The sequence below is a fragment of the Cohnella terricola genome (assembly GCF_007786475.1).
In the GTDB taxonomy this organism is placed as follows: Bacteria; Bacillota; Bacilli; order Paenibacillales; family Paenibacillaceae; genus Cohnella; species Cohnella terricola.
This window is the reverse complement of the sequence record NZ_VNJJ01000013.1, coordinates 70,520-91,320: the sequence shown is the minus strand read 5'-3', so window position 1 is coordinate 91,320 and position 20,801 is coordinate 70,520. Positions and strand designations below refer to the sequence as shown.

At 54.5% G+C, this 20,801-nt stretch carries 22 protein-coding genes; 21 read left to right on the top strand and 1 reads right to left on the bottom strand.

The window, feature by feature from the left end; all coding sequences use genetic code 11:
* The first annotated feature begins 89 nt into the window (after nt 1-89).
* The 10 genes from atpF to FPZ45_RS19345 all read left to right on the top strand — a co-directional run bounded on the left by atpF (nt 90) and on the right by FPZ45_RS19345 (nt 10,978).
* On the top strand, nt 90-575 hold the full coding sequence (gene atpF / locus FPZ45_RS19390) for a F0F1 ATP synthase subunit B (protein WP_144705557.1): 486 nt from the start codon (nt 90-92) through the stop codon (nt 573-575).
* Entirely contained in the window at nt 572-1,120 is a 549-nt protein-coding gene (locus FPZ45_RS19385) for a F0F1 ATP synthase subunit delta (protein ID WP_144705555.1), read from the top strand. Before atpF ends, FPZ45_RS19385 begins: the two co-directional genes overlap by 4 nt.
* Nucleotides 1,121-1,166: 46 nt before the next feature.
* On the top strand, nt 1,167-2,681 hold the full coding sequence (atpA, locus tag FPZ45_RS19380; RefSeq protein WP_144705656.1) for a F0F1 ATP synthase subunit alpha: 1,515 nt from the start codon (nt 1,167-1,169) through the stop codon (nt 2,679-2,681).
* Nucleotides 2,682-2,764: 83 nt separating this feature from the next.
* Complete coding sequence (gene atpG, locus FPZ45_RS19375) at nt 2,765-3,625, top strand: ATP synthase F1 subunit gamma (protein ID WP_144705553.1); 861 nt, start codon at nt 2,765-2,767, stop codon at nt 3,623-3,625.
* Nucleotides 3,626-3,721: 96 nt separating this feature from the next.
* Nucleotides 3,722-5,140 (top strand): F0F1 ATP synthase subunit beta, encoded by a 1,419-nt coding sequence (gene atpD / locus FPZ45_RS19370; RefSeq protein WP_144705551.1) that lies wholly within the window; start codon nt 3,722-3,724, stop codon nt 5,138-5,140.
* Nucleotides 5,141-5,167: 27 nt separating this feature from the next.
* Nucleotides 5,168-5,572, top strand: coding sequence for a F0F1 ATP synthase subunit epsilon (locus FPZ45_RS19365; RefSeq protein ID WP_144705549.1), 405 nt, complete (start codon nt 5,168-5,170; stop codon nt 5,570-5,572).
* A gap of 507 nt (nt 5,573-6,079) precedes the next feature.
* Nucleotides 6,080-8,140: an alkaline phosphatase gene (locus FPZ45_RS19360; RefSeq protein ID WP_144705547.1), complete on the top strand. Its 2,061-nt coding sequence runs from the start codon at nt 6,080-6,082 to the stop codon at nt 8,138-8,140.
* Between the two features lie 33 nt (nt 8,141-8,173).
* The gene (locus tag FPZ45_RS25420; RefSeq protein ID WP_186438472.1) at nt 8,174-9,067 is read left to right on the top strand and encodes a hypothetical protein; all 894 of its coding nucleotides are present in this window, start codon (nt 8,174-8,176) and stop codon (nt 9,065-9,067) included.
* Nucleotides 9,064-9,741: an ABC transporter ATP-binding protein gene (locus FPZ45_RS19350; protein WP_246120511.1), complete on the top strand. Its 678-nt coding sequence runs from the start codon at nt 9,064-9,066 to the stop codon at nt 9,739-9,741. Before FPZ45_RS25420 ends, FPZ45_RS19350 begins: the two co-directional genes overlap by 4 nt.
* Nucleotide 9,742: 1 nt before the next feature.
* Entirely contained in the window at nt 9,743-10,978 is a 1,236-nt protein-coding gene (locus FPZ45_RS19345) for an ABC transporter permease (protein ID WP_246120510.1), read from the top strand.
* Here the strand turns inward: FPZ45_RS19345 and FPZ45_RS19340 are convergent.
* A complete protein-coding gene (locus tag FPZ45_RS19340; protein WP_144705545.1) occupies nt 10,960-11,472 on the bottom strand; it encodes a TlpA family protein disulfide reductase in 513 nt (170 codons plus the stop codon). The genes FPZ45_RS19345 and FPZ45_RS19340 overlap by 19 nt on opposite strands.
* 159 nt (nt 11,473-11,631) lie before the next feature.
* On the opposite strand from FPZ45_RS19340, the gene FPZ45_RS19335 reads away from it, so the two are divergent.
* The 11 genes from FPZ45_RS19335 (at nt 11,632) to FPZ45_RS19285 (ending at nt 20,800) form a co-directional block, all read left to right on the top strand.
* A complete protein-coding gene (locus FPZ45_RS19335) occupies nt 11,632-12,066 on the top strand; it encodes a Dps family protein (RefSeq protein ID WP_144705543.1) in 435 nt (144 codons plus the stop codon).
* Between the two features lie 161 nt (nt 12,067-12,227).
* Complete coding sequence (locus FPZ45_RS19330; protein WP_144705541.1) at nt 12,228-12,599, top strand: NADH-quinone oxidoreductase subunit A; 372 nt, start codon at nt 12,228-12,230, stop codon at nt 12,597-12,599.
* Nucleotides 12,584-13,102 (top strand): NuoB/complex I 20 kDa subunit family protein, encoded by a 519-nt coding sequence (locus FPZ45_RS19325; protein ID WP_246120509.1) that lies wholly within the window; start codon nt 12,584-12,586, stop codon nt 13,100-13,102. The genes FPZ45_RS19330 and FPZ45_RS19325 overlap by 16 nt, the downstream gene beginning before the upstream one ends.
* A complete protein-coding gene (locus FPZ45_RS19320; RefSeq protein ID WP_144705537.1) occupies nt 13,099-13,905 on the top strand; it encodes an NADH-quinone oxidoreductase subunit C in 807 nt (268 codons plus the stop codon). Before FPZ45_RS19325 ends, FPZ45_RS19320 begins: the two co-directional genes overlap by 4 nt.
* 6 nt (nt 13,906-13,911) lie before the next feature.
* Nucleotides 13,912-15,012, top strand: coding sequence for an NADH-quinone oxidoreductase subunit D (locus FPZ45_RS19315; RefSeq protein WP_144705535.1), 1,101 nt, complete (start codon nt 13,912-13,914; stop codon nt 15,010-15,012).
* Nucleotides 15,012-16,019 (top strand): NADH-quinone oxidoreductase subunit NuoH, encoded by a 1,008-nt coding sequence (nuoH, locus tag FPZ45_RS19310; protein WP_144705534.1) that lies wholly within the window; start codon nt 15,012-15,014, stop codon nt 16,017-16,019. Before FPZ45_RS19315 ends, nuoH begins: the two co-directional genes overlap by 1 nt.
* Nucleotides 16,020-16,035: 16 nt before the next feature.
* A complete protein-coding gene (nuoI, locus tag FPZ45_RS19305; protein ID WP_144705532.1) occupies nt 16,036-16,482 on the top strand; it encodes an NADH-quinone oxidoreductase subunit NuoI in 447 nt (148 codons plus the stop codon).
* 3 nt (nt 16,483-16,485) lie between these two features.
* Nucleotides 16,486-17,010, top strand: a complete 525-nt coding sequence (locus FPZ45_RS19300) for an NADH-quinone oxidoreductase subunit J (RefSeq protein ID WP_144705530.1) — start codon at nt 16,486-16,488, stop codon at nt 17,008-17,010.
* A 2-nt stretch (nt 17,011-17,012) separates the two neighbouring features.
* Complete coding sequence (gene nuoK / locus FPZ45_RS19295; protein ID WP_425457028.1) at nt 17,013-17,315, top strand: NADH-quinone oxidoreductase subunit NuoK; 303 nt, start codon at nt 17,013-17,015, stop codon at nt 17,313-17,315.
* 6 nt (nt 17,316-17,321) lie between these two features.
* Entirely contained in the window at nt 17,322-19,190 is a 1,869-nt protein-coding gene (gene nuoL, locus FPZ45_RS19290) for an NADH-quinone oxidoreductase subunit L (RefSeq protein ID WP_144705512.1), read from the top strand.
* Nucleotides 19,190-20,800, top strand: a complete 1,611-nt coding sequence (locus tag FPZ45_RS19285) for a complex I subunit 4 family protein (RefSeq protein ID WP_144705510.1) — start codon at nt 19,190-19,192, stop codon at nt 20,798-20,800. The genes nuoL and FPZ45_RS19285 overlap by 1 nt, the downstream gene beginning before the upstream one ends.
* Nucleotide 20,801 lies beyond the last annotated feature (1 nt).

Here is a 20,801-nt window from a genome sequence, read left to right as displayed (position 1 = left end):
GCAAAACGGAATATGGCGGGGAAGGCCAAAGCCCTCCACGCCATCGTTTTTTAATGAGGTAAGATCAGATTACGGAAAGGAGTGCAACCATGGACTTAAGATGGGAATCTTTTGTATACGCGATCCTAGCGTTCGGCATTTTGTACTGGCTTCTCAATAGGTACGCATTCGGTCCGTTGTTTAGCATCATGGAGAAGCGTCGCGAGATGATTCAGGAGCAGATGAATAGCGCTGAGAAAAATCGCGCGGAAGCCGATCAATTCATAGAAGAGCAGAAGCAAGCGCTGCAACAAGCGCGCAAGGAAGCTTACGACATTATCGAGCAGGCTAGAATTACGAGCTCCAAGCAAGCGGACGACATCGTTCAGACGGCTCGTAACGAATCCACCCGCATCAAGGATGAGGCGCTTCAAGAAATCGAATCGGAGAAGAACAGAGCGGTTGCCGCGCTTAAAGCACAAGTCAGCGGCTTGTCCGTCCTGATCGCTTCGAAGATCATCGAGAAACAAGTCGACGAGCAATCCCAGAAGGAGCTTGTCGATCAATACCTGCAGAATGTAGGGAATAAATCATGAGCCGCGGTACGGTAGTCGCCAAACGTTATGCAAAGGCGCTGTTCCAAGCGGCACAAGATAAAGGCCTCGTGGCCGAGACGGAAAACCAGTTGAAGCTGATCGTCGACGTCATTGAGAGAAACGCCGACTTGCGCGCGTTCCTGACGGCTCCCAACATCACGCTCTCGACGAAGAAGCAAACGCTGCTTCAAGCTTTCGGAGCCGAAGTGACGCCGGTCGTCCTGAATACGGTCATTCTGTTGATCGAACGGGGCCGCGAAGGTGAATTGGCCGCTGTGCTCGCCGCTTATCTTCAAGTCGCGGGCGACGCTCTAGGGCGCTCGGACGCGCATGTGATTTCGTTCGCTCCTCTGAGCGACGATGAGCAAACGAAGCTGGCCGAGAAATTCGGCGCTTTGCTCGGCAAGAAAATCCGGGTCACGAATACCGTCGATCCCGAATTGCTCGGCGGCGTGACCGTTCGTATCGGCGACACGCTGTACGACGGCAGCTTAAAAGGCAAACTCGAACGTCTGAACAAAACGCTGCATTCCGCGGCGATTTAATGAATAACAATACCATTTGCAAGCAATGGAGACAGGGGTGAACGAATTGAGTATTAGGCCCGAAGAAATCAGCACTCTGATTAAGCAACAGATCGAGCAGTACCAATCCGATATTCAAGTCGTTGACGTCGGCACCGTCATCCAGGTCGGTGACGGAATCGCGCGCGTGCACGGTTTGGAGAAATGTATGGCAGGGGAACTTCTCGAGTTCTCCAACGGCGTTATCGGCATGGCCCTCAACCTCGAGGAAGATAATGTCGGTGTCGTTATCATGGGACCTTATACGGGGATCCGCGAAGGCGACCAAGTAAAAAGAACGGGACGCATCATGGAAGTTCCGGTGGGCGAGCAATTGCTTGGCCGCGTCGTGAACGCTCTAGGCCAGCCGGTCGACGGCAACGGCCCTGTCAACACGACGAAAACCCGTCCGATCGAATCCCCCGCGCCAGGCGTTATGGCCCGTAAATCCGTTCATGAGCCGATGCAAACCGGTATCAAAGCGATCGACGCAATGATTCCGATCGGCCGCGGACAACGGGAACTGATCATCGGCGACCGTCAAACGGGTAAGACGACGATCGCGATCGATACGATCGTTAACCAAAAAGGCAATGGCGTTATTTGTATCTACGTTGCTATCGGCCAGAAGCAATCGACCGTGCGCGGCTTGGTTGAAACGCTTCGCAAACACGGCGCTCTCGACTACACGATCGTCGTAACGGCGAACGCGTCCGAGCCTGCTCCTTTGCTTTATCTTGCGCCTTATACCGGCGTATCGATGGGCGAAGAGTTCATGTATAACGGCAAGCACGTTCTGATCATCTATGATGACTTGACGAAACAAGCGGCGGCTTATCGTGAGCTCTCCTTGCTGCTCCGCCGTCCTCCGGGCCGCGAAGCGTATCCGGGCGACGTATTCTATCTGCATTCCCGTCTGCTAGAGCGCGCAGCGAAACTGAGCGACGAATTGGGAGGCGGTTCGATGACCGCGCTGCCGTTCATCGAGACGCAAGCTGGCGACGTCTCCGCATATATTCCGACCAACGTAATCTCGATTACAGACGGTCAAATTTTCCTTGAATCGGACTTGTTCTACTCCGGTCAACGTCCGGCGGTTAACGTCGGTATCTCCGTATCCCGGGTAGGTAGCTCCGCGCAGATCAAAGCGATGAAGAAGGTCGCGGGCACGCTTAAGACCGACCTTGCGCAATATCGCGAATTGGCTGCGTTCGCGCAATTCGGTTCCGATCTCGACAAAGTTACAAAGTCGCGTCTGGACCGCGGTATCCGTACGCTCGAAATTCTGAAGCAAGGCGTTAACCAGCCGCTTCCGGTCGAGCGCCAAGTCGTATCTCTCTATATCGTAACTAAAGGCCATCTGGATTCGATTCCGGTGCAGGACGTTCGTCGTTTCGAAGCGGAATTCCTGTCCTTCGTGGAAGCGAACCGTCCGGAAATCTTCAGCTCGATCCGCGAAACGAAAGATTTGACGGCTGACACCGACAAAGCTTTGATCGACGCGATCGCAGCGTTCAAGAAGGGCTTTTCCGTAACGGCATAAATGGATTCATTGAACTCGGGACGCAACAATAAGCTTGAGCCGGGCTTGCCGCAAGCAAGCTCGGCAATAAGGTGGTGAAATGAATGGCTAAAGGTATGCGCGAGATCAAGCGCTCGATCAAGAGCAAGCAGAATACGAAGCAGATCACGAAAGCGATGGAGATGGTCGCGGCTTCAAGGCTAAGAAGAGCCCAGGAGGCTGCAGTTGCCGCTCGTCCGTATACGGATAAGATGAAGGAAGTTGTATCCAGCATCGCGTCCGCGTCGGGAGGAAGCAAGCATCCGATGCTCCAGAGCCGACCGGTCAAAAAGACGGCCTATCTGGTCATCACCTCGGATCGCGGTCTTGCCGGCGGTTACAACGCCAATATTCTGCGTAAAGTGATGCAGACGATCAAAGAAAAGCATAACTCTAAGGATGAATACGCCGTGTTCGTCATCGGACGCAAAGGACGCGACTTTTTCGCGCGCCGCGACATTCCGATCGTCGACGAGGTAACGGGTCTGGCCGATTCTCCTAAGTTCTCCGACATCAAGGATATCGCGGCCAAAGCCGTTCAAGGCTTCGAGGCCGGAACTTACGACGAGATTCACTTGGCTTACAACGAGTTTAAGAACGCGGTCACGCAGATTCCGACGTTGAAACAACTGCTTCCGCTTGGAGAGATGAAAGCCGGTGGCGATAAAGCCGACTACGAGTACGAACCGTCCGCGGAAGAAGTGCTGAACGTGCTTCTGCCGAAATACGCGGAGACTCTCGTATTCAGCGCGGTGCTCGAAGGCAAAGCCAGCGAGTTCGGTGCGCGGATGACTGCGATGGGTAACGCGACGAAGAACGCGACGAAGATGATCGCTGATTTGACGCTCGTGTATAACCGCGCTCGTCAAGCGGCAATCACGCAGGAAATCGCGGAGATCGTCGGCGGAGCGAACGCGCAGCAGTAACGGTTCTTAGCGAAACGAAATGATTGCACAGTGACGATCAAGCGAAGAGGTCATGGACGCAGCTAGTTGATCGCACTATTTTTAGGAGGTAAACCCATGAGCAAAGGGCGCGTTGTTCAGGTCCTGGGACCGGTCGTCGACATCGAGTTCGATCACGGTCACCTGCCTGACATTCTCAATGCGGTTAAAATTGAAGCAAAAGCCGAGAAGGCTGGCGGCGCTGATATCAGCCTGACGGTTGAAGTCGCGCAGCATCTGGGCGACAACTTGGTACGCGCGGTCGCGATGTCCTCCACGGACGGTCTGGTCAGAGGCACGGAAGCTATTGACCTCGGCGCTGCGATCACGATCCCGGTTGGACCTGCCACGTTGGGCCGGGTATTTAACGTACTTGGCGACTCCATCGACGGCAAAGGTACGGTAGACCGTACGCACACGAATCCGATTCACCGTCAGGCTCCTTCTTTCGAAGAGTTGACAACCCAGACGGAAATGCTGGAGACGGGAATCAAAGTCGTCGACTTGCTCGCTCCTTACACCAAGGGTGGTAAGATCGGTCTGTTCGGCGGCGCAGGCGTCGGTAAAACGGTCCTCATGCAAGAGCTTATTCACAACATCGCTTCCGAGCACGGCGGTATTTCCGTATTCGCCGGTGTAGGCGAGCGTACTCGTGAAGGTAACGACTTGTACCACGAGATGACGGAATCCGGCGTTATCGCCAAGCTTGCGATGGTGTTCGGCCAGATGAACGAACCTCCGGGTGCGCGTATGCGCGTTGCTCTGACGGGTCTGACGATGGCGGAATACTTCCGCGATCAAGAAGGCCGCGACGTTCTTCTGTTCGTCGACAACATCTTCCGCTTTACACAAGCGGGCTCCGAAGTATCCGCCTTGCTCGGCCGTATGCCTTCCGCGGTTGGTTACCAACCGACGCTGGCAACCGAGATGGGTCAACTTCAAGAGCGTATCACTTCCACGAAAAAAGGTTCCGTAACGTCGATCCAAGCGATCTACGTTCCTGCCGATGACTATACCGACCCGGCTCCAGCTACGGCGTTCGCTCACTTGGACGCGACGACGAACTTGGAGCGTAACATCGCGGCGATGGGGATTTTCCCTGCGGTTGACCCGCTGGCTTCCTCTTCGCGGATTCTAGCTCCGGAAATCGTCGGAGAAGAGCACTATAACGTCGCTCAAGGTGTTAAACGTTTGCTTCAACGTTATAAAGAGCTTCAAGACATTATCGCCATCCTCGGTATGGACGAGTTGTCCGACGAAGACAAACAGGTCGTTCTTCGCGCTCGCCGCGTGCAACTGTTCCTGTCCCAGCCGCTTCACGTCGCAGAGGCGTTCAACGGCATTCCGGGCGTCTACGCTCCGATCAAAGAAACGATTCGCAGCTTTAAGGAGATCCTCGAAGGGAAACATGACGATCTTCCAGAACCGGCTTTCCATAACGTCGGCGTCATCGAGGAAGCGGTCGAGAAAGCGAAGAAACTCGCTGCCGAGGTTTAATCCGGCGGTCGGTTTGGAGGGAACGATATGAGTACCTTTCGGTTGGAAATCGTCACTCCGGAGCACAAGGTTTACGAGAAAGACGTGAATATGGTCGTCGTCAAAGGTGTGTCCGGCGAACTCGGTATCATGCCCAACCATATTCCTCTGGTTACGCCGCTGAAAGTGGCTCCGGTTAAAGCCAAGATCGGCAACGACAACGAGTTCATTGCCGTTCACGGCGGATTTATGGAAGTTCGCAAGGATAAAGTCGTTATCCTCGCCGAAGCTGCAGAGCTTGGCAACGATATCGACGTGTCCCGTGCGCGCCTCGCCAAGGAACGCGCTGAGCGCCGTCTGGCGCAGAAGCAAGCGGACATGAACGCGCAGCGTGCCGAACTGGCGCTGCGACGCGCGATCGCTCGGCTGGAAACGGTCGACGATATGAAATAGACTAGCTTTGAGGAAAACGCCCTCTCTTGAATCGATCACGATTCGGAGAAGGCGTTTTTTTGCGGCTTTATATATCGACCCGCCAATTACAGCAATAACGATAGAAATCATCGCTATTGCTGTAATTGGTGCGATTGTTGAGCGATTAGCGATCCAAAACATCGTACTTAGTGGAATTGTCGCGGTCAAACGACGAATCTCCGACGAACAACGATGAAGAACATCGCTATTGCGGCAAAGCAGCATGCGAACAAGTCGAATAGCGATGTTACACATCGTTATTCGGGATAAGTAGGGAAGTTACTCGAAACAATCGAACAATTCTGCTACAGAGACGGGAATCCGGGGGAGTAACTCGAAACAATCGAACAACTCAACTACTGACAGTTGCGATTGGCGCTTACATTTAATATTCCTTTAACCGTTCCATGTTTTTCTAATAACATTACCCTCTTATGATAGGGAGAGTTAATAACATGCCCATTATCTGGAGGTGCTCTTGTTTTCATGAAAACGAAAATATTGAAAACCGCAACGAGCGTGATTCTCGCTTCGGCTTTTATCGTCGGCGAGACTGCATTGCCCCACCAATCCTTTCAGGCGAACGCGGCCGAAGTGGCTGCTACTTCCGTGGTGAAAGCACCCTCCGTGTACATCGCTCCGATCGACCGGGCGAAATTTCTTGCAGGCAGTAAGTTCGACTTTCGCGTAGAGTTAAACGACTTGAATAGCGATCCGGGAGCTGTAACGATAACGGTGAACGGTAAGGACGCCGCATCTTTCTTCGGAAAATCCCTCGTGAAGACAAGCACGAGCACCAGCCGTGAATTCATGGTCCGCGATGTGACGATCAAACAAGCCGGTACATATACAGTGAGCGTCAAGGCAGGTTCGCTGTCCAAAACGGTCAAGTATGAAGTCGTAGACGTGGATCCGGTCGGTAAAAAAGCGAAAAACGTCATCTTGTTCGTCGGCGACGGCATGAGCTTTCCGAGCGTTACTATTGCGCGTATCATGTCCAAAGGATTGACCGAAGGCAAGTACAACGGCTTGCTTGAGATGGACAAGTTCGATCAGCGTGCCGTCGTGACGACATCTGGTATGGATTCGCTCGTTACCGACTCCGCTAACAGCGCCAGCGCGTACAATACCGGCCACAAATCGGCAGTCAACGGCCTAGGGATCTATCCGGACAATACGGAAGATTCGCTGGACGATCCGAGGGTTGAAACGCTGGCAGAAATGCTGAAGCGTACTCGCGGCATGTCGATCGGAGTGGTGTCCACCTCGGAGATCGAGGATGCAACGCCGGCTGCGGTCGTATCGCATACGCGCCGCCGTTCCGACAAACCGGAAATCGCCGAAATGCTCTACAAGCTGCAACCGGAAGTTGTTCTTGGCGGAGGTTCCGCGTATTTCTTGCCGAAATCGACCCCGGGCTCTAAGCGCAAGGATGAAAAAGACATCATCGGTCAATTCGAGAAAGCAGGCTACTCGTTCGTCGAGAACGCAACGCAAATGAAGGCTGCGAAGACGAATAAACTGCTGGGACTATTCCATACGGGCGATATGAACGTTTACTATGATCGTTCCACGAACAATAAGGACGCCCTTCAGACCTTTACGAATCAGCCGAACCTGTGGGATATGACGCAAAAAGCGATCGACGTACTGAGCCAAAACGAGAATGGTTTCTTCCTTATGGTGGAAGGCGCCAGCATCGACAAACAGCTTCATGCGTTGGATTGGGAGCGAGCCTCCTACGATACGATCGAGTTCGATAAGGCGATCGGAGTCGCCCGCAAATTCGCGGATATTAACAACGACACGCTTATCATTGTGACGGCAGACCACTCCCACTCAGCTAGCATTGCGGGTACGTACTGGGAAGGTGACGGTAAATCGGGCCGCGAAGCGGTGCGCACCTATGAAGCTGCGAAATTTCCGACATACGTAGACGCGAACAAGGACGGGTTCCCCGACAATCCAGATCCGGACCGCAAGCTGGCTGTTGTATTCGGCGCTGCCCCTGACCATTACGAAGACTACAAGTTCGACAAGGTGCCGACGTCCCCGACGATCAATTCGGATGGCGTTTACGTGGCCAACCCGGCGACGCTTGCGAATCCGGAAGATCCGAATCGCGAACGTTTCCACCGCACGGGTACGATCAACCCTGCAGGGGATTCCCAAGGGGTTCACACTGCTGACGACGTACCGCTGATGGCGTATGGCCCAGGCTCGAGCTATTTCCAAGGAACGATGGACAACACGGAAGTATTCTTCGGAATGGCAAATTCCTTGGGCTTGAGTCTGACAGGCGCTAAGCCGGACCGTAAAGCATGGGTTTCTCTTGACGATTTCTTGAAGGCTGTAGGCGGAACTTCTAAGTACAACGGTACATCAAAAACGACGACGATCACGGCAAACGGCAAAACGATCGTTCTGAATCACGCAACGGGCAAGGCAACCAAGTCAGGTAAACCTGTCAACCTCGAGTTCAAAATCGTGCAAAGCAAAACAATTGTTACGAGCGATTCGCTGATCAAAACGTTGGCGACGAATTAATCGGAACATTGAATAGGCCAGGAGGCGTTGTGCATGAAACCAAGTGCCTTGCGGAATTCCGCTAGGACCATCTTGTTCGGCGCAAGCGTCCTTCTCGCTGCCGGCTGCGGCGGGCCGTCTCTTCCTCAACGGGAAGAGACGGCCCCGTTGTCTGCTTCGGGAGCGATAGGAGACAGCTTGGGCGAAGCCGCGGCTACGCCGGAGGCGAAAGGGCTTAATGCATCGGCAGGGGGGCAATCGGCAACGAGCGAACCATCGGCAACGAGCGAACCATCGGCAACGAATGCACCATCGGCAACGGACACGCCTGCCGACAACACAATAACCCCGCCAGCAACCGAGAAGCCCTCACATCAAGCGCCTACAGGTGAGCCGAAACAAGCGCCGGCTAGCACGCAGAACACGGGAACTCCGAAGAGTCCGCAACCAAAGGCGGAGAAGCCTTTAGACGAAGGTACAGACGGGAAACCCGCTGCAGCGACTCCATCAACCGAACCGGTCGAATCCGCATCCGCATCGGATTCTCCGCTTCCTTCGCCCGCCAAGAACGGGGACCCGGAGACGTTGAAATTTTCGGAACTGTACGCGGATATTACGGCAAGGGGCATCAAGCTCTCGGACAAAGTCAATCGGTTGAATGGGCAGAAGGTGGAGATGACCGGCTTTATGGCGCCGCCGCTCAGCGCGACCGTCCATTTCTTCGTATTGACGAAGGTGGCGCTTACGATCTGTCCATTCTGCTCGACCGACGCGGATTGGCCGACGGATATCGTCGTCGTATTCATGCCGGAAAGCAAGGAAATCAAGCCGACCGAGCATCAAGTGAAAGTAACAGGCACGCTCAGCGTTGGCTCCCAGACGGACGAGGAGACCGGCTTCGTGAGCCTGGTCCGGATCAATGCGGTCAAAGCCGAGGTGCTCCCATGATGCTGGAAATCGATCGGCTTGTTAAATCCTATTCGCAGCAAGGCGGGGAACCGTTGCGCGTGCTGTCGATCCGCCGTTTCGCGATGGCAGCCGGAGAGCGGACGGCGTTGACCGGTCCGAGCGGGTCGGGAAAAAGCACCTTGCTTCATCTGATTGCCGGGATTCTTCGTTCGACGGAAGGAACGATTCGGCTGCTGGGCAAGACGCTGGAAGATACAGGCGAAGCCGAGCTGGACCGGTTTAGGGCTGCTCATATCGGCTATGTGTTCCAGAGTTTTAACCTGCTGCCCGGGTTTACTGCGCTAGAGAACGTGCTTGTCGCCATGCGGTTCGGCTCCAATCTGTCCCGGTCGGATCGAAAAGGGCGAGCGATTGAATTGCTTAACAAGGTCGGACTCGGAAATCGATTGCACCATCGCCCCAGTCAGTTGAGTCAAGGAGAACAGCAGCGTGTCTCGATTGCTCGTGCGCTTGCGAACAGGCCTTCGCTCGTGCTGGCGGACGAGCCAACGGCCAGTCTAGACCTCGCCAACGCCATGCGTGTGTTCGAATTGCTGACCAATGCCTGCGAGGAGGCAGGGGCGGCATTGCTATTATGTACGCACGATCTGGAGCTGGCCGGGCGGATGGAACGTCAAGTTCAGATGCGCGAATTGTCCGAAGGGGGAGACTAAGATGTCCCTGGGATATATGGCTTGGAGAAATCTGCTTAACCGGCGAATTCAGACGTTGATCACAATCGGAGTCGTCGCCGTTGGCTTGGCGGTGACTCTTGCCATCCTCATTCTATCGAGCGGAATCAAGCAGGGGATCGTCCGCGCCAGCGAACCGTTCGGCATGATCGTCGGGTCCAAGGGCAGCGCGAACCAGCTTGTATTCAATACGATTTTTCTGATGGACAGTCCGCTTGGGAATCTGGAACAGGCCTATTACGACCGGTTGAGCGAGGACCCGCGAGTCGCACAGGCGGTTCCGTTCGCCTTGGGCGATAACTATAAAGGCTTCCGCATTGTCGGTACGGACCCTTCGTTCTTCGAGCTGCGGGGTAGGCCGGCGGATCCGCCCTATTTTCGGCTATCGGAGGGAAAGCTGTTCGGGCAGGCGTTCGAGGCGGTGCTTGGGGCCGATGTTGCACAAGAAACGGGATTGAAGATCGGCGACCGGTTCGCATCCGCTCATGGCGTTGTCGCGGCAGCCGAACCTGAGGAGCATCTGGACCATTCTTATACCGTAGTAGGCATTCTGCGAAGCGTATCCGCACCTTCGGACAAAGGCATCTTTGTTTCTATGGATAGCTATTGGGTCAGTCATGAGCATCATGACGAAGCGGAAGCGGGTGGGATCGGGCATGAGGAAGAAGATGAGGGAATTCGGGGAGTTACCGCCGCCATGGTCAAGCCGAACAGTTACATCGACCTGATGAAATTGTACCAAGAGATCAATCAGGGCAAGGATGCTCAAGCCGTCTTTCCCGGTCAGACGATCGCCAAAATCTTCGATATGATGGGCAGCGGAGAAGCGGTGCTGCGCGATATCGGCTATGTCGTGCTAGGAATGGCAGGATTCACCGTGGCACTCTCGTTGTACGGATCGTCCATTGAACGAAGACGTACGGTCGCGATCCTAAGGGCGATAGGGGCGGGCCGCAGAGCCGTCATGGCCATCGTGCTGCTGGAATCCGTGCTGATCATGATATTGGGCTGTGCGATCGGGGTAGCGGGAGGTTACGCCTTGGCCGGAGTGTTGGCAGGTTACATGAGCCAGCAGGTATCTATCGCGGTTCCGGTCGGTTTTGACCGGGAATGGCTAATCTTTATCGGCATGGTGGGACTGGTCGGAACGGCAGCCGGATTATTCCCGGCGCTTGGAGCCTATCGAACGGAATCGGCGCGTTATTTGAACGCGTCCTGAATGAACGTCTCCAGCGTTTCCCGGTCGACCTGGCCGATTTTTCTCGCGGATATCTTTCCATCCGGAGCGATCACATAAGTGGTCGGCAACGAAGCGATGTGATAAGCATTGGCAGCCTCCGATTTCTCATCCAACAGGACGGGAATGAGGAGGTTGTTTTGTTGGGCGAACGCGAACGCTAAGTCGATTTGATCCTTTGACGTTAAATTCACCGCGAGAACGTTAGCCTCATCCTGATGGCGGTCATGGAATTCCTGGAGTTCAGGGGCTTCACGCCGACACGGTTCGCACCAGGAAGCCCAGAAGTTGACGATTAAAGCTTTTCCCGGCTCCGGCCGTAACGCATACGAATGCCCATCAAGCGAGGGCAGACTAATCATCGGGGCTTGCTCTCCCATTCTAGCCTCTGTCGGCCGATCTGGCGACTTCATCGCCCAGAAGACAGCTATTATAATTGCGGCCACGATCACCGCCCATTGACCTATTTTTTTCATTCATCCGATCCCCTTTTTCAATCAATCAGCCGGCGAAGCCGATTTACTTGTCCAGATTAACTCTTTAAGGTTATCGTCGTATTAAATCAGTTCTGATTCTTTTCGCCGTACGAGGGTACATTAAAATGGAAGAGTTAAATTAACGCTGGAGGGATTTCCATGAGTAAATTGACGGATTCGCTTAATGTACAATTGTCCAACTGGTCGGTGTTATACATTAAACTGCATCATTATCATTGGTATGTGAAGGGGCCTCATTTCCCCGTGCTGCATGCGAAATTCGAAGAACTGTACGAGTTAGCCGCGCTGAAACTGGACGAGCTTGCCGAGCGAATTCTCGCGATAGAGGGCAATCCGGTATCGACGATGAAGGAGTTTCTGGCGCATGCTACGATCAAAGAGGCGGACAAGGCAAAGTCGGAGAATGACATGCTTTCCGCGACCATAGCTGATCTGCGGGAATTGATCGAAGGGCTCCAAGCTGCGTCGGAGGCGGCGGAGGACGGGAAGGATACGGCGACGGCGGATATATTGACTGGCCAGATCGAGGAACTGCAGAAGCAAGTGTGGATGTTAAAGTCAACGTTAAGTTAAGCTGTACGTTATGTAAAATGCGGAGTAAATGAGCTGTCGACTCGTTAGCGGAGCGACGGCTCTTTGTTGTGCCTTCCAATGAAAACGCTTTTTTCGTGGACTTGATTGGGAGCATTTGTTATAATTGTGGGGGAAATTTACCTGTTTGCGGAGGCGTTGCAATGGATAAATATGTGAATTCTTACGTCATTGTTACCGTCTTCCTCGTGATCGGTATCGTTTTTCCGATATTCGTATTGTGGCTCGGATCCGTGCTGCGGCCCAAGAAGCCGACAGAAGAGAAGATGACCACGTACGAGAGCGGTAACGAACCCGTAGGAGACAGCCAGATCCGCTTTAACGTTCGGTATTATTTGTATGCACTTATGTTTGTCGTATTTGATGTAGAAACCGTATTTCTGTACCCTTGGGCCGTGGCGTATAAGCAACTCGGTCTATTTGCGCTGGTCGAGATGGTGATTTTCGCGGGATTGCTTCTTGTCGGACTCGTGTATGCATGGAGAAAGAAGGTGTTCAAGTGGAACTCGATTTAGCGAACGTATCTCCGGAAGACCGGAAGGAAGTAGAGCGCAACGTTTTCTTCGGCACCATCGAACAATTGAAGGGGTGGGCCCGCAGCAATTCGCTGTGGCCGCTGACCTTCGGCTTGGCATGCTGCGCGATCGAGATGATGGCCGCGGGGGGCGCGCACTACGATCTGGACCGTTTCGGGGTCATGTTCCGGACTTCGCCGCGTCAAGCAGACGTCATGATCGTCTCGGGAACGGTAACCAAGAAGATGGGACCGCTGCTCAAGCGCCTGTACGACCAGATGCCGGAGCCCAAATGGGTCATTGCGATGGGGTCCTGCGCGACGGCGGGAGGCCCTTACGTTAAATCCTATTCCGTTGTTAAAGGCGTCGATCAGCTCGTGCCCGTCGACGTGTATATTCCGGGATGCCCTCCCAACCCTGCCGCTTTGATCTACGGCATTAACAAGCTGCAGGAGAAGATTCGCTACGAAGCGAAGACCGGGAAGCAGGTGACGAACCGATGAGCGAGGAGAACAAGCAAGAACCGGGTCATGAGCAACCTCCGAGCGAACCGGTTGAATCCTCTCCCGAACCAGCTTCGGAGACGCCATCCGCGCCTGCCGCCGAAGGCGAGGCGCCTCCTCCCGTCCGTCGGAAGGAGACGGACGAGGAGAAAGCGGCGCGGCGCAAAGCCGCGCTAGAAGCCCGTGAAGCGGCGAAAGCCGCCGCTGCCCAAGCCGCGGCCGAGGCGGCCAAAGCCGGGACGGCGAGCCCAGCTCCCGTCGGCGCCGAAGGCGATGGAGCCGCGGCGGCGGGAGGCGGGGAAGAGCAGCCTCCCAAGCCGCCTTCGCCGAATCAGCCGCGCCTCGATCGAGTCGTTGCGTTATTGCGCGAACTGATCGCGGAAGATTCGGTAGAGGAAGCTTATATTAACGAAGCCAACGATCATTTGCCGACGCTGGTCGTCAAGAACGAGCATTGGCGGCGGGCCGCGCAATTGTTCCGCAACCATGACGATCTAAGTTGCAGTTATTTACGCAACGTATCCGGCGTAGATTATGAGACGTACATGGAAGTCGTCTACTATCCTCTCAATATGGCCACGCGCGATTGTTATTGCGTGAAAGTAAAGACGGACCGCGAACGGCCGTCGGTCGATTCGGTCACTCCGATCTGGGAGACGGCCAATTGGAACGAGAGAGAAATCTACGATCTGCTGGGCGTCGATTTTCCGGGCCATCCGGATCTTAGACGCATCATGATGTCTGACGATTGGGTCGGCCATCCGCTTCGCAAAGACTACGTTCCGCTTGACCCGGAGGTGTAAGCACGCGTGATTCGTACAGAAGAACTGCTGCTCAACGTAGGTCCACAACATCCAAGCACGCACGGCGTGTTTCGGATTATCGTCAAATTGGACGGAGAAGTCATTACCGAAGCGACTCCCGTGATGGGGTACTTGCACCGCGGCACAGAGAAGCTTGCGGAGAATTTGAATTTTACGCAGATCGTCCCTTATACTGACCGAATGGATTACGTGTCCGCCATGACGAACAACTACGTGCTCTGCCATGCGGTAGAGAAAATGATGGGGCTGGAGATTCCGGAACGCGCGGAATTCCTGCGCCTTATCGTCATGGAACTGCAAAGAGTCGCCAGCCATCTCGTATGGTGGGGAACGTATTTGCTCGACATCGGTGCGCTCAGCCCGTTCCTGTACGCTTTCAGCGATCGGGAACGCGTGCTCGGCCTGTTCAACGAGTTGTGCGGAGCAAGGCTCACCTACAACTACATGCGGGTGGGCGGCGTGAAATGGGACGCTCCGGAAGGCTGGATCGACCGCGTTAAGACGTTCGTCAAAGACATGTACAACCGTCTGGACGAATACCATAACCTGGTCAGCGGCAACGAAATCTTCCTGTCCCGGATCAAAGGTGTGGGCAAATACGACGCGGAGACGGCGATCAACTACGGCCTGTCCGGCGCGAATCTGCGCTGCACCGGCGTGGATTGGGATCTGCGCAAGGCGGAGCCTTACAGCTTGTATGACCGGTTCCAGTTCGATGTGCCTGTTGGGAAAAACGGAGATTGCTTCGATCGTTACCAGCTTCGGATGGCGGAGATCGAACAAAGCCTGCGCATTCTCGACCAAGCGTTGGAGCAATTCCCGGGAGACGGGGAGACGATGGGCAAAGTGCCACGCGTCATTCGCCCGCCGGCCGGAGAGATTTACGTGCGGATCGAGTCGCCGCGGGGCGAGATCGGATGCCATATCGTCTCCAAAGGAAAGGCCGAGCCTTACCGGCTGAAGTTCCGCAGACCGTCTTTCGTGAACCTGCAAATTCTGCCGAAGCTGCTCGTCGGCGAGAGCATGACGAACTTGGTTACGATTCTCGGCGGCATCGATATCGTGCTCGGGGAGGTTGACTGCTGATGCAGCGCTTCTGGGATCAGCCTTTAAGCTGGGGCAATGCCGGAATTTTCGTCGCGGGCGCGATTGCCATCCTTGCGGTAGTCATAATTTTCGTTACTTATGCCATTTATTTCGAACGCAAATTCATCGGCTGGATGCAGTATCGCAAAGGTCCGAACCGCACGGGGCCGCTCGGCCTGCTGCAGACGGTGGCGGACGTCGCCAAGCTGCTGCTGAAGGAAGACACGATTCCGAGAAAGGCCGACAGGGGCTTGTTCATTCTGGCTCCGGCGCTGGCATTCATTCCTTCCTTTGCGGTACTTGCTTTCATTCCGTATACGATGAATCTGCAATTTGCGGATTTGAACGTTGGATTTCTCTACTACATCGCGCTGTCCGGGATTACGACAATCGCGATTGTCGTCGCCGGCTGGGCTTCGAACAACAAGTACTCCTTATTGGGCGGAATGCGCTCGGCGGCGCAGATGATCAGCTACGAAGTACCACTTGTAATGTCCGTCGTCGGCGTCGTGATGATGAGCGGAAGCTTGAACCTGAGGGAAATCGTGCTTGCCCAGAGCGGTTACTTCTGGCACTGGAACTTTATCCCCCAGATTCTCGGGTTCGGGATTTTCGTGATCGCCGCCGTATCCGAGTTGAATCGTACTCCATTCGACTTGCCGGAGGCCGAGTCCGAGCTTGTGGCCGGTTATCACGTCGAGTATAGCGGTTTCCGCTTCGCGTTCTTCATGCTGACGGAGTATATCTACGTATACGCGATAGCGTCCTTGACCACGATCCTGTTCCTTGGCGGATGGAATCCGCCGATACCGCAGTTGGATTTCGTGCCGGGGCTGATCTGGTTTTTCCTGAAGTTCGCCGTTATCGTCTTTTCCCTGTTCTGGATTCGGGCCACTTTCCCGCGGCTTCGCGTCGACCAGCTGATGGGGATGGCGTGGAAAGTGCTGCTGCCGCTCGCGATACTCAATATTTTCCTAACGGCTATCGGTATCGAATGGCTGGGATAGGGAGGAGGCTGACGACATGAAAGGAATGCTCAAAGGGCTCGGCGTAACACTGAAAACGATGGGTACGAAGAAGGTGACGTACGCTTACCCCGACGTTCCCATCCAGATGCCGGAACGGTTTCGTGGAATTCAATATTTCGATCCGGAGAAATGCATCGTCTGCAACCAATGTGCGCGCATCTGTCCAACGGACTGCATTACGCTCACGGGCAAAGCGAATCCGGATCCGGAAAAAAAGGGCAAGGTCATCGATACGTTCGACGTGAACTTCGAGATCTGCATCCTCTGCGACCTGTGCACGGAAGTGTGTCCGACGGAAGCGATCGTGATGACGAACAATTTCGAGCTTGCCGCCTACAGCCGCGACGATCTGTACAAGGACAAACAATGGCTGTTCGAGAACAACTCGAATATCCGCGAGGACAACAACAATATCGGCTCTCCGAAAGGGGGCGCCAAATAAGCGGTGCTTAACTTTAACATTGATTTCACGGGCGAATTCGTTGCGTTTTTCATTCTGTCGGTTTGTGCGATCATCGGCGCCGTCATGGCGATCAACTTCACGAAAGTCGTGCACACGGCGCTCTCGATCGCGTTCACCTTCGTCGCAATCGCCGGATTGTACGTGCTTCTGGAGGCCGAATTCCTCGCCTTCGTGCAAGTGCTCTTGTACGTCGGAGCGATCACGATACTGATGATCTTCGGCATTATGATGACCAAACACGACAGCGAAGGGCAGGAACCTTCCCGGCCTCTTCTAGAGGCGCTGGCTGCGATCGGGTGCATCTGTCTTTTCGGCATACTCTTCTATAGTATCCGCAACGCGAACTTTTCGCCCCAAGACGTGTTTATCGCAGACGAAAATACGCGGTTGATCGGGATGCACTTATTTACGAAATACGCGATTCCGTTCGAGTTGATCTCGGTTCTGCTGACGGTCGCGTTCATCGGAGCGATCGCCTTGGCGAAAAGAGAGGAGGGGGCCGAATGAGCATGCTGTCCTCTTTTCTTACGCTTGCGGCGGTTCTGTTCTGTATCGGGTTATACGGAGTGCTGACCAAACGCAACGCGATTATCGTGCTGCTGTCGATCGAATTGATGCTCAACGCGGCTAACCTCAACTTGATCGCCTTCTCGAAATACGGAGTCCACCCGTCGTTGACGGGACAGATCTTCTCCTTGTTCACCATCTCGATAGCGGCCGCGGAAGCCGCGGTCGGCATTGCGGTCCTGATCGTCTTCTACCGCAGCCGGGTGACGGTGAACGTGGACGAATTCGACGAGTTGAGGGGGTAAACATCCATGAGCACCTTCTTTACCGAGAACGCTTGGCTCGTACCGGTGTTGCCGTTCGCCGCGTTCGTCGTTCTGACAGCCATGGGCAAAGGGCTGAAGCAAAGCGGGGCGTGGGTCGCCACGATCGCTTCCTTCGTCTCTCTGGTATTATCACTGTGCTTGGCATCCGAGAGATTGTCCGGCAATGCAGCGGATTACAGCAGGCAGTATGATTGGATTCATATCGGCAATATGAAGCTGTCCGCCGGTTATGAAGTGACGAACCTGTCGACGTTGATGCTGGTTGTCGTGACCTTGGTTGCATTTCTCGTCAACTTATATTCGCTCGGCTACATGAAGAAAGACGAGAGAATAACGACGTTTTTCTCGTACGTTGCTCTGTTCACCGGTTCTATGCTAGGGCTGGTGCTATCCGACAATCTGCTTACCTTCTATATTTTCTGGGAGCTCGTCGGCGTGTGTTCCTTCCTGCTCGTCGGGTTCTGGTTTCAGAAGCCGGAAGCAAAAGCGGCGGCGAAGAAAGCCTTTATCGTTACCCGCATCGGGGACTTAGGGCTGCTGATCGCCATCTTGCTCTTATTCTGGTACATGCCAGGCCACGCTCTCGATTTTACAGCGCTGCATAACGTATTCCATACGCAGAGCGGCGTCATCACGACGAGCATTACGACGCTGATCGCGTTGTTGATCTTCCTCGGAGCGGTCGGCAAATCCGGCCAGTTCCCGCTGCACGTCTGGTTGCCTGACGCGATGGAAGGCCCGACGCCGATCAGCGCCTTGATCCACGCGGCGACGATGGTCGCGGCCGGCGTGTTCCTCGTTGTGCGTACTTTCGATATTTTCGAAGCGTCGCAGATTGCGATGAATACGGTGGCGATCATCGGCGCGTTCACGGCGATCTTCGCCGCAATGATCGGACTTGCGCAGAATGACATCAAGCGGGTTCTCGCTTATTCGACAATCAGTCAGCTCGGCTACATGATGCTGGCGCTTGGCGTCGGATCCGTTACCGGCGCGATGTTCCACCTGTTTACGCACGCGTTCTTCAAGGCGCTGCTGTTCCTGGGAGCGGGAAGCGTCATTCATAGCGTACATACGCAGGATATCCGAGAGATGGGCGGCCTGGGCGGCAAAATGAAACTGACCGCTTGGACGTTCGGAATCGGCGCGCTGGCGTTGTCGGGCATTCCTCCGTTCTCGGGCTTCTGGTCCAAGGACGCGATTTTGTCTGTGGCGATGGATAAGCAACCGATTCTATTTATCGTCGGATTGATCGCGGCGTTCTTCACTGCTCTTTACATGGCACGGCTGTTCTTCCTTGTTTTTACGGGCAAGCCCAGAGAAAATCAGCATGCGCATGAGTCGCCGTCCGTCATGACAATCCCTCTCGTCGTACTGGCCGTATTGGCCGTCGTCGCCGGATTCGTCGAGACGCCGTTTAACGGCTGGCTCGGCAATTGGCTGTGGGGTGAACAATCGGAACACAACGTCAACGGATTAGTGATGATTTTATCCGCTGCGGTCGCCCTGCTTGGCCTCTATATCGGCTGGCTGACCTACGTGAAGGGGACGATTCGGCGCGATGCGATATCCTCGCGGATGCCGGGGCTGTTAAAGTTGCTAGAAAATAAATTTTATATCGATGAATTGTATCGGGCGCTATTCGTGAAACCTCTTCAAAGCTTGGGTAAAGCGCTAGAGCTATTCGACGAATACGTGGTTGACGGCATAGTCCGGGCATCCGGCTATTCGGTATCGGCGATTGGCAAGTTGAACTCCAGGCTGCAGAACGGCCAAGTTCAGACCTATGCGCTCACCGCCTTAATCGGCATCGTCATCTTGATCGTGGCCATCGCCGGAAGGAGGTTCTGGTAATGCTGGATAACCTGCCGGTCTTATCCCTGATTACGTTCGCTCCGCTCGTCGGAGCCTTGGTCGTACTGCTGCTGCCGGCGGCCAGAAGCAATTGGCTGCGCTCCGTCGCCATTATTTTCACGGTCATACCTCTTGTCTTGTCCTTATGGCTATTTGCGGCGTATCACCCTTCTTCTGGAGGGGGCGCTTATTCGGAACAGGCGACATGGCTGTCGATTCCACTGAACATCGAAACTTTTAAAGCGGTCGACTCCTTAAAGCTCGTATTCGATTACCATCTGGCGGTCGACGGCATCTCACTTCCGCTCGTTCTGCTGACGAGCATCGTGTCTACAATGTCCGTGCTTGCATCGGTGCACATCCGCAAACGCTGGAAAACGTACTATTCGCTCTTCCTATTGCTGCTTACCGGCATATACGGAGTCTTCCTGGCAAGGGACTTGGTTTTGTTCTTTATTTTCTTCGAAGTGACGCTCATTCCGATGTTCTTCCTGATCGGGATATGGGGCTACTACGGGCGAGAGAAAGCGGCGACGCGGTTTCTCATTTATAACGGACTTGGGTCTGCAGCTATGTTACTCGCCTTCCTTATTCTCATCGGGACGCTCGGATTCAGCATGGCCGATGGCTCAAATCTGTCGTTCACCGGTAACTACGATGTCCTGCTCAGCAATCTGTCGAATCCGAACGCGTGGGCGAATATCGATGCCGCGGAGATGAGAGGTTTCGGAATATTCTTAACGGACAATGCGAGATGGGCGGCGTTCCTTCTGCTTCTAATTGCGTTCGGGATCAAAGTTCCGATCTTCCCGTTCCATACTTGGATGCTCCGGGTGCATACCGAGGCGCCTCCGGCGGTCGTCATGATCCACTCGGGGATCTTGCTGAAAATGGGCGTATACGGTTTGATCCGCTTCGTTCTGTTCCTATTTCCCGAGCAATCGCATTCGTGGTCGACGGTGCTGGCGATCCTCGGCGTGGTCAACATCCTGTACGGAGCGGTACTGGCTTGCGTACAGCGGGAGTTCAAGCTCGTGCTCGCGTACTCCAGTATCAGTCACATGGGAATCGTCCTGCTCGGCATCGCCTCTCTGGGCGAAGTCGGGTTACAGGGCGCGCTCTTCCAATCGGTATCTCACGGCCTGATCTCCGCACTGCTGTTCCTTATCGTGGGCAGTCTCTATGAAAGAACGAACACGACCCAACTAGACGAACTCGGAGGCCTAGCCAAAGCCGTTCCGTTTACTTCGGGCATATTGCTGCTCGGTGGCCTCGCTTCGCTCGGGTTGCCGGGATTGTCCGGGTTCGTAGGAGAGTTCCTATCTTTCCTCGGCTTGTTCGGTTCGATGAAGTGGCTCACGGCAATCGGCGTTCTCGGCATTCTATTCGCGGCCGTCTACGTGCTGCGAAGCATACTGAACATCACATACGGCGCGCTTCCGGAACGATTCGCGGACATGAAAGACGCCCGGTTCGTCGAAGCGCTGCCGATGATCGCGCTAGCTGCGCTAATCGTTCTCTTGGGCGTTTACCCATCCATACTGACCGATCTAATGCAGCATGGATTCGATGGACTGCTAGAACAATTACAGACGAGGGTGGGGGGTTAAC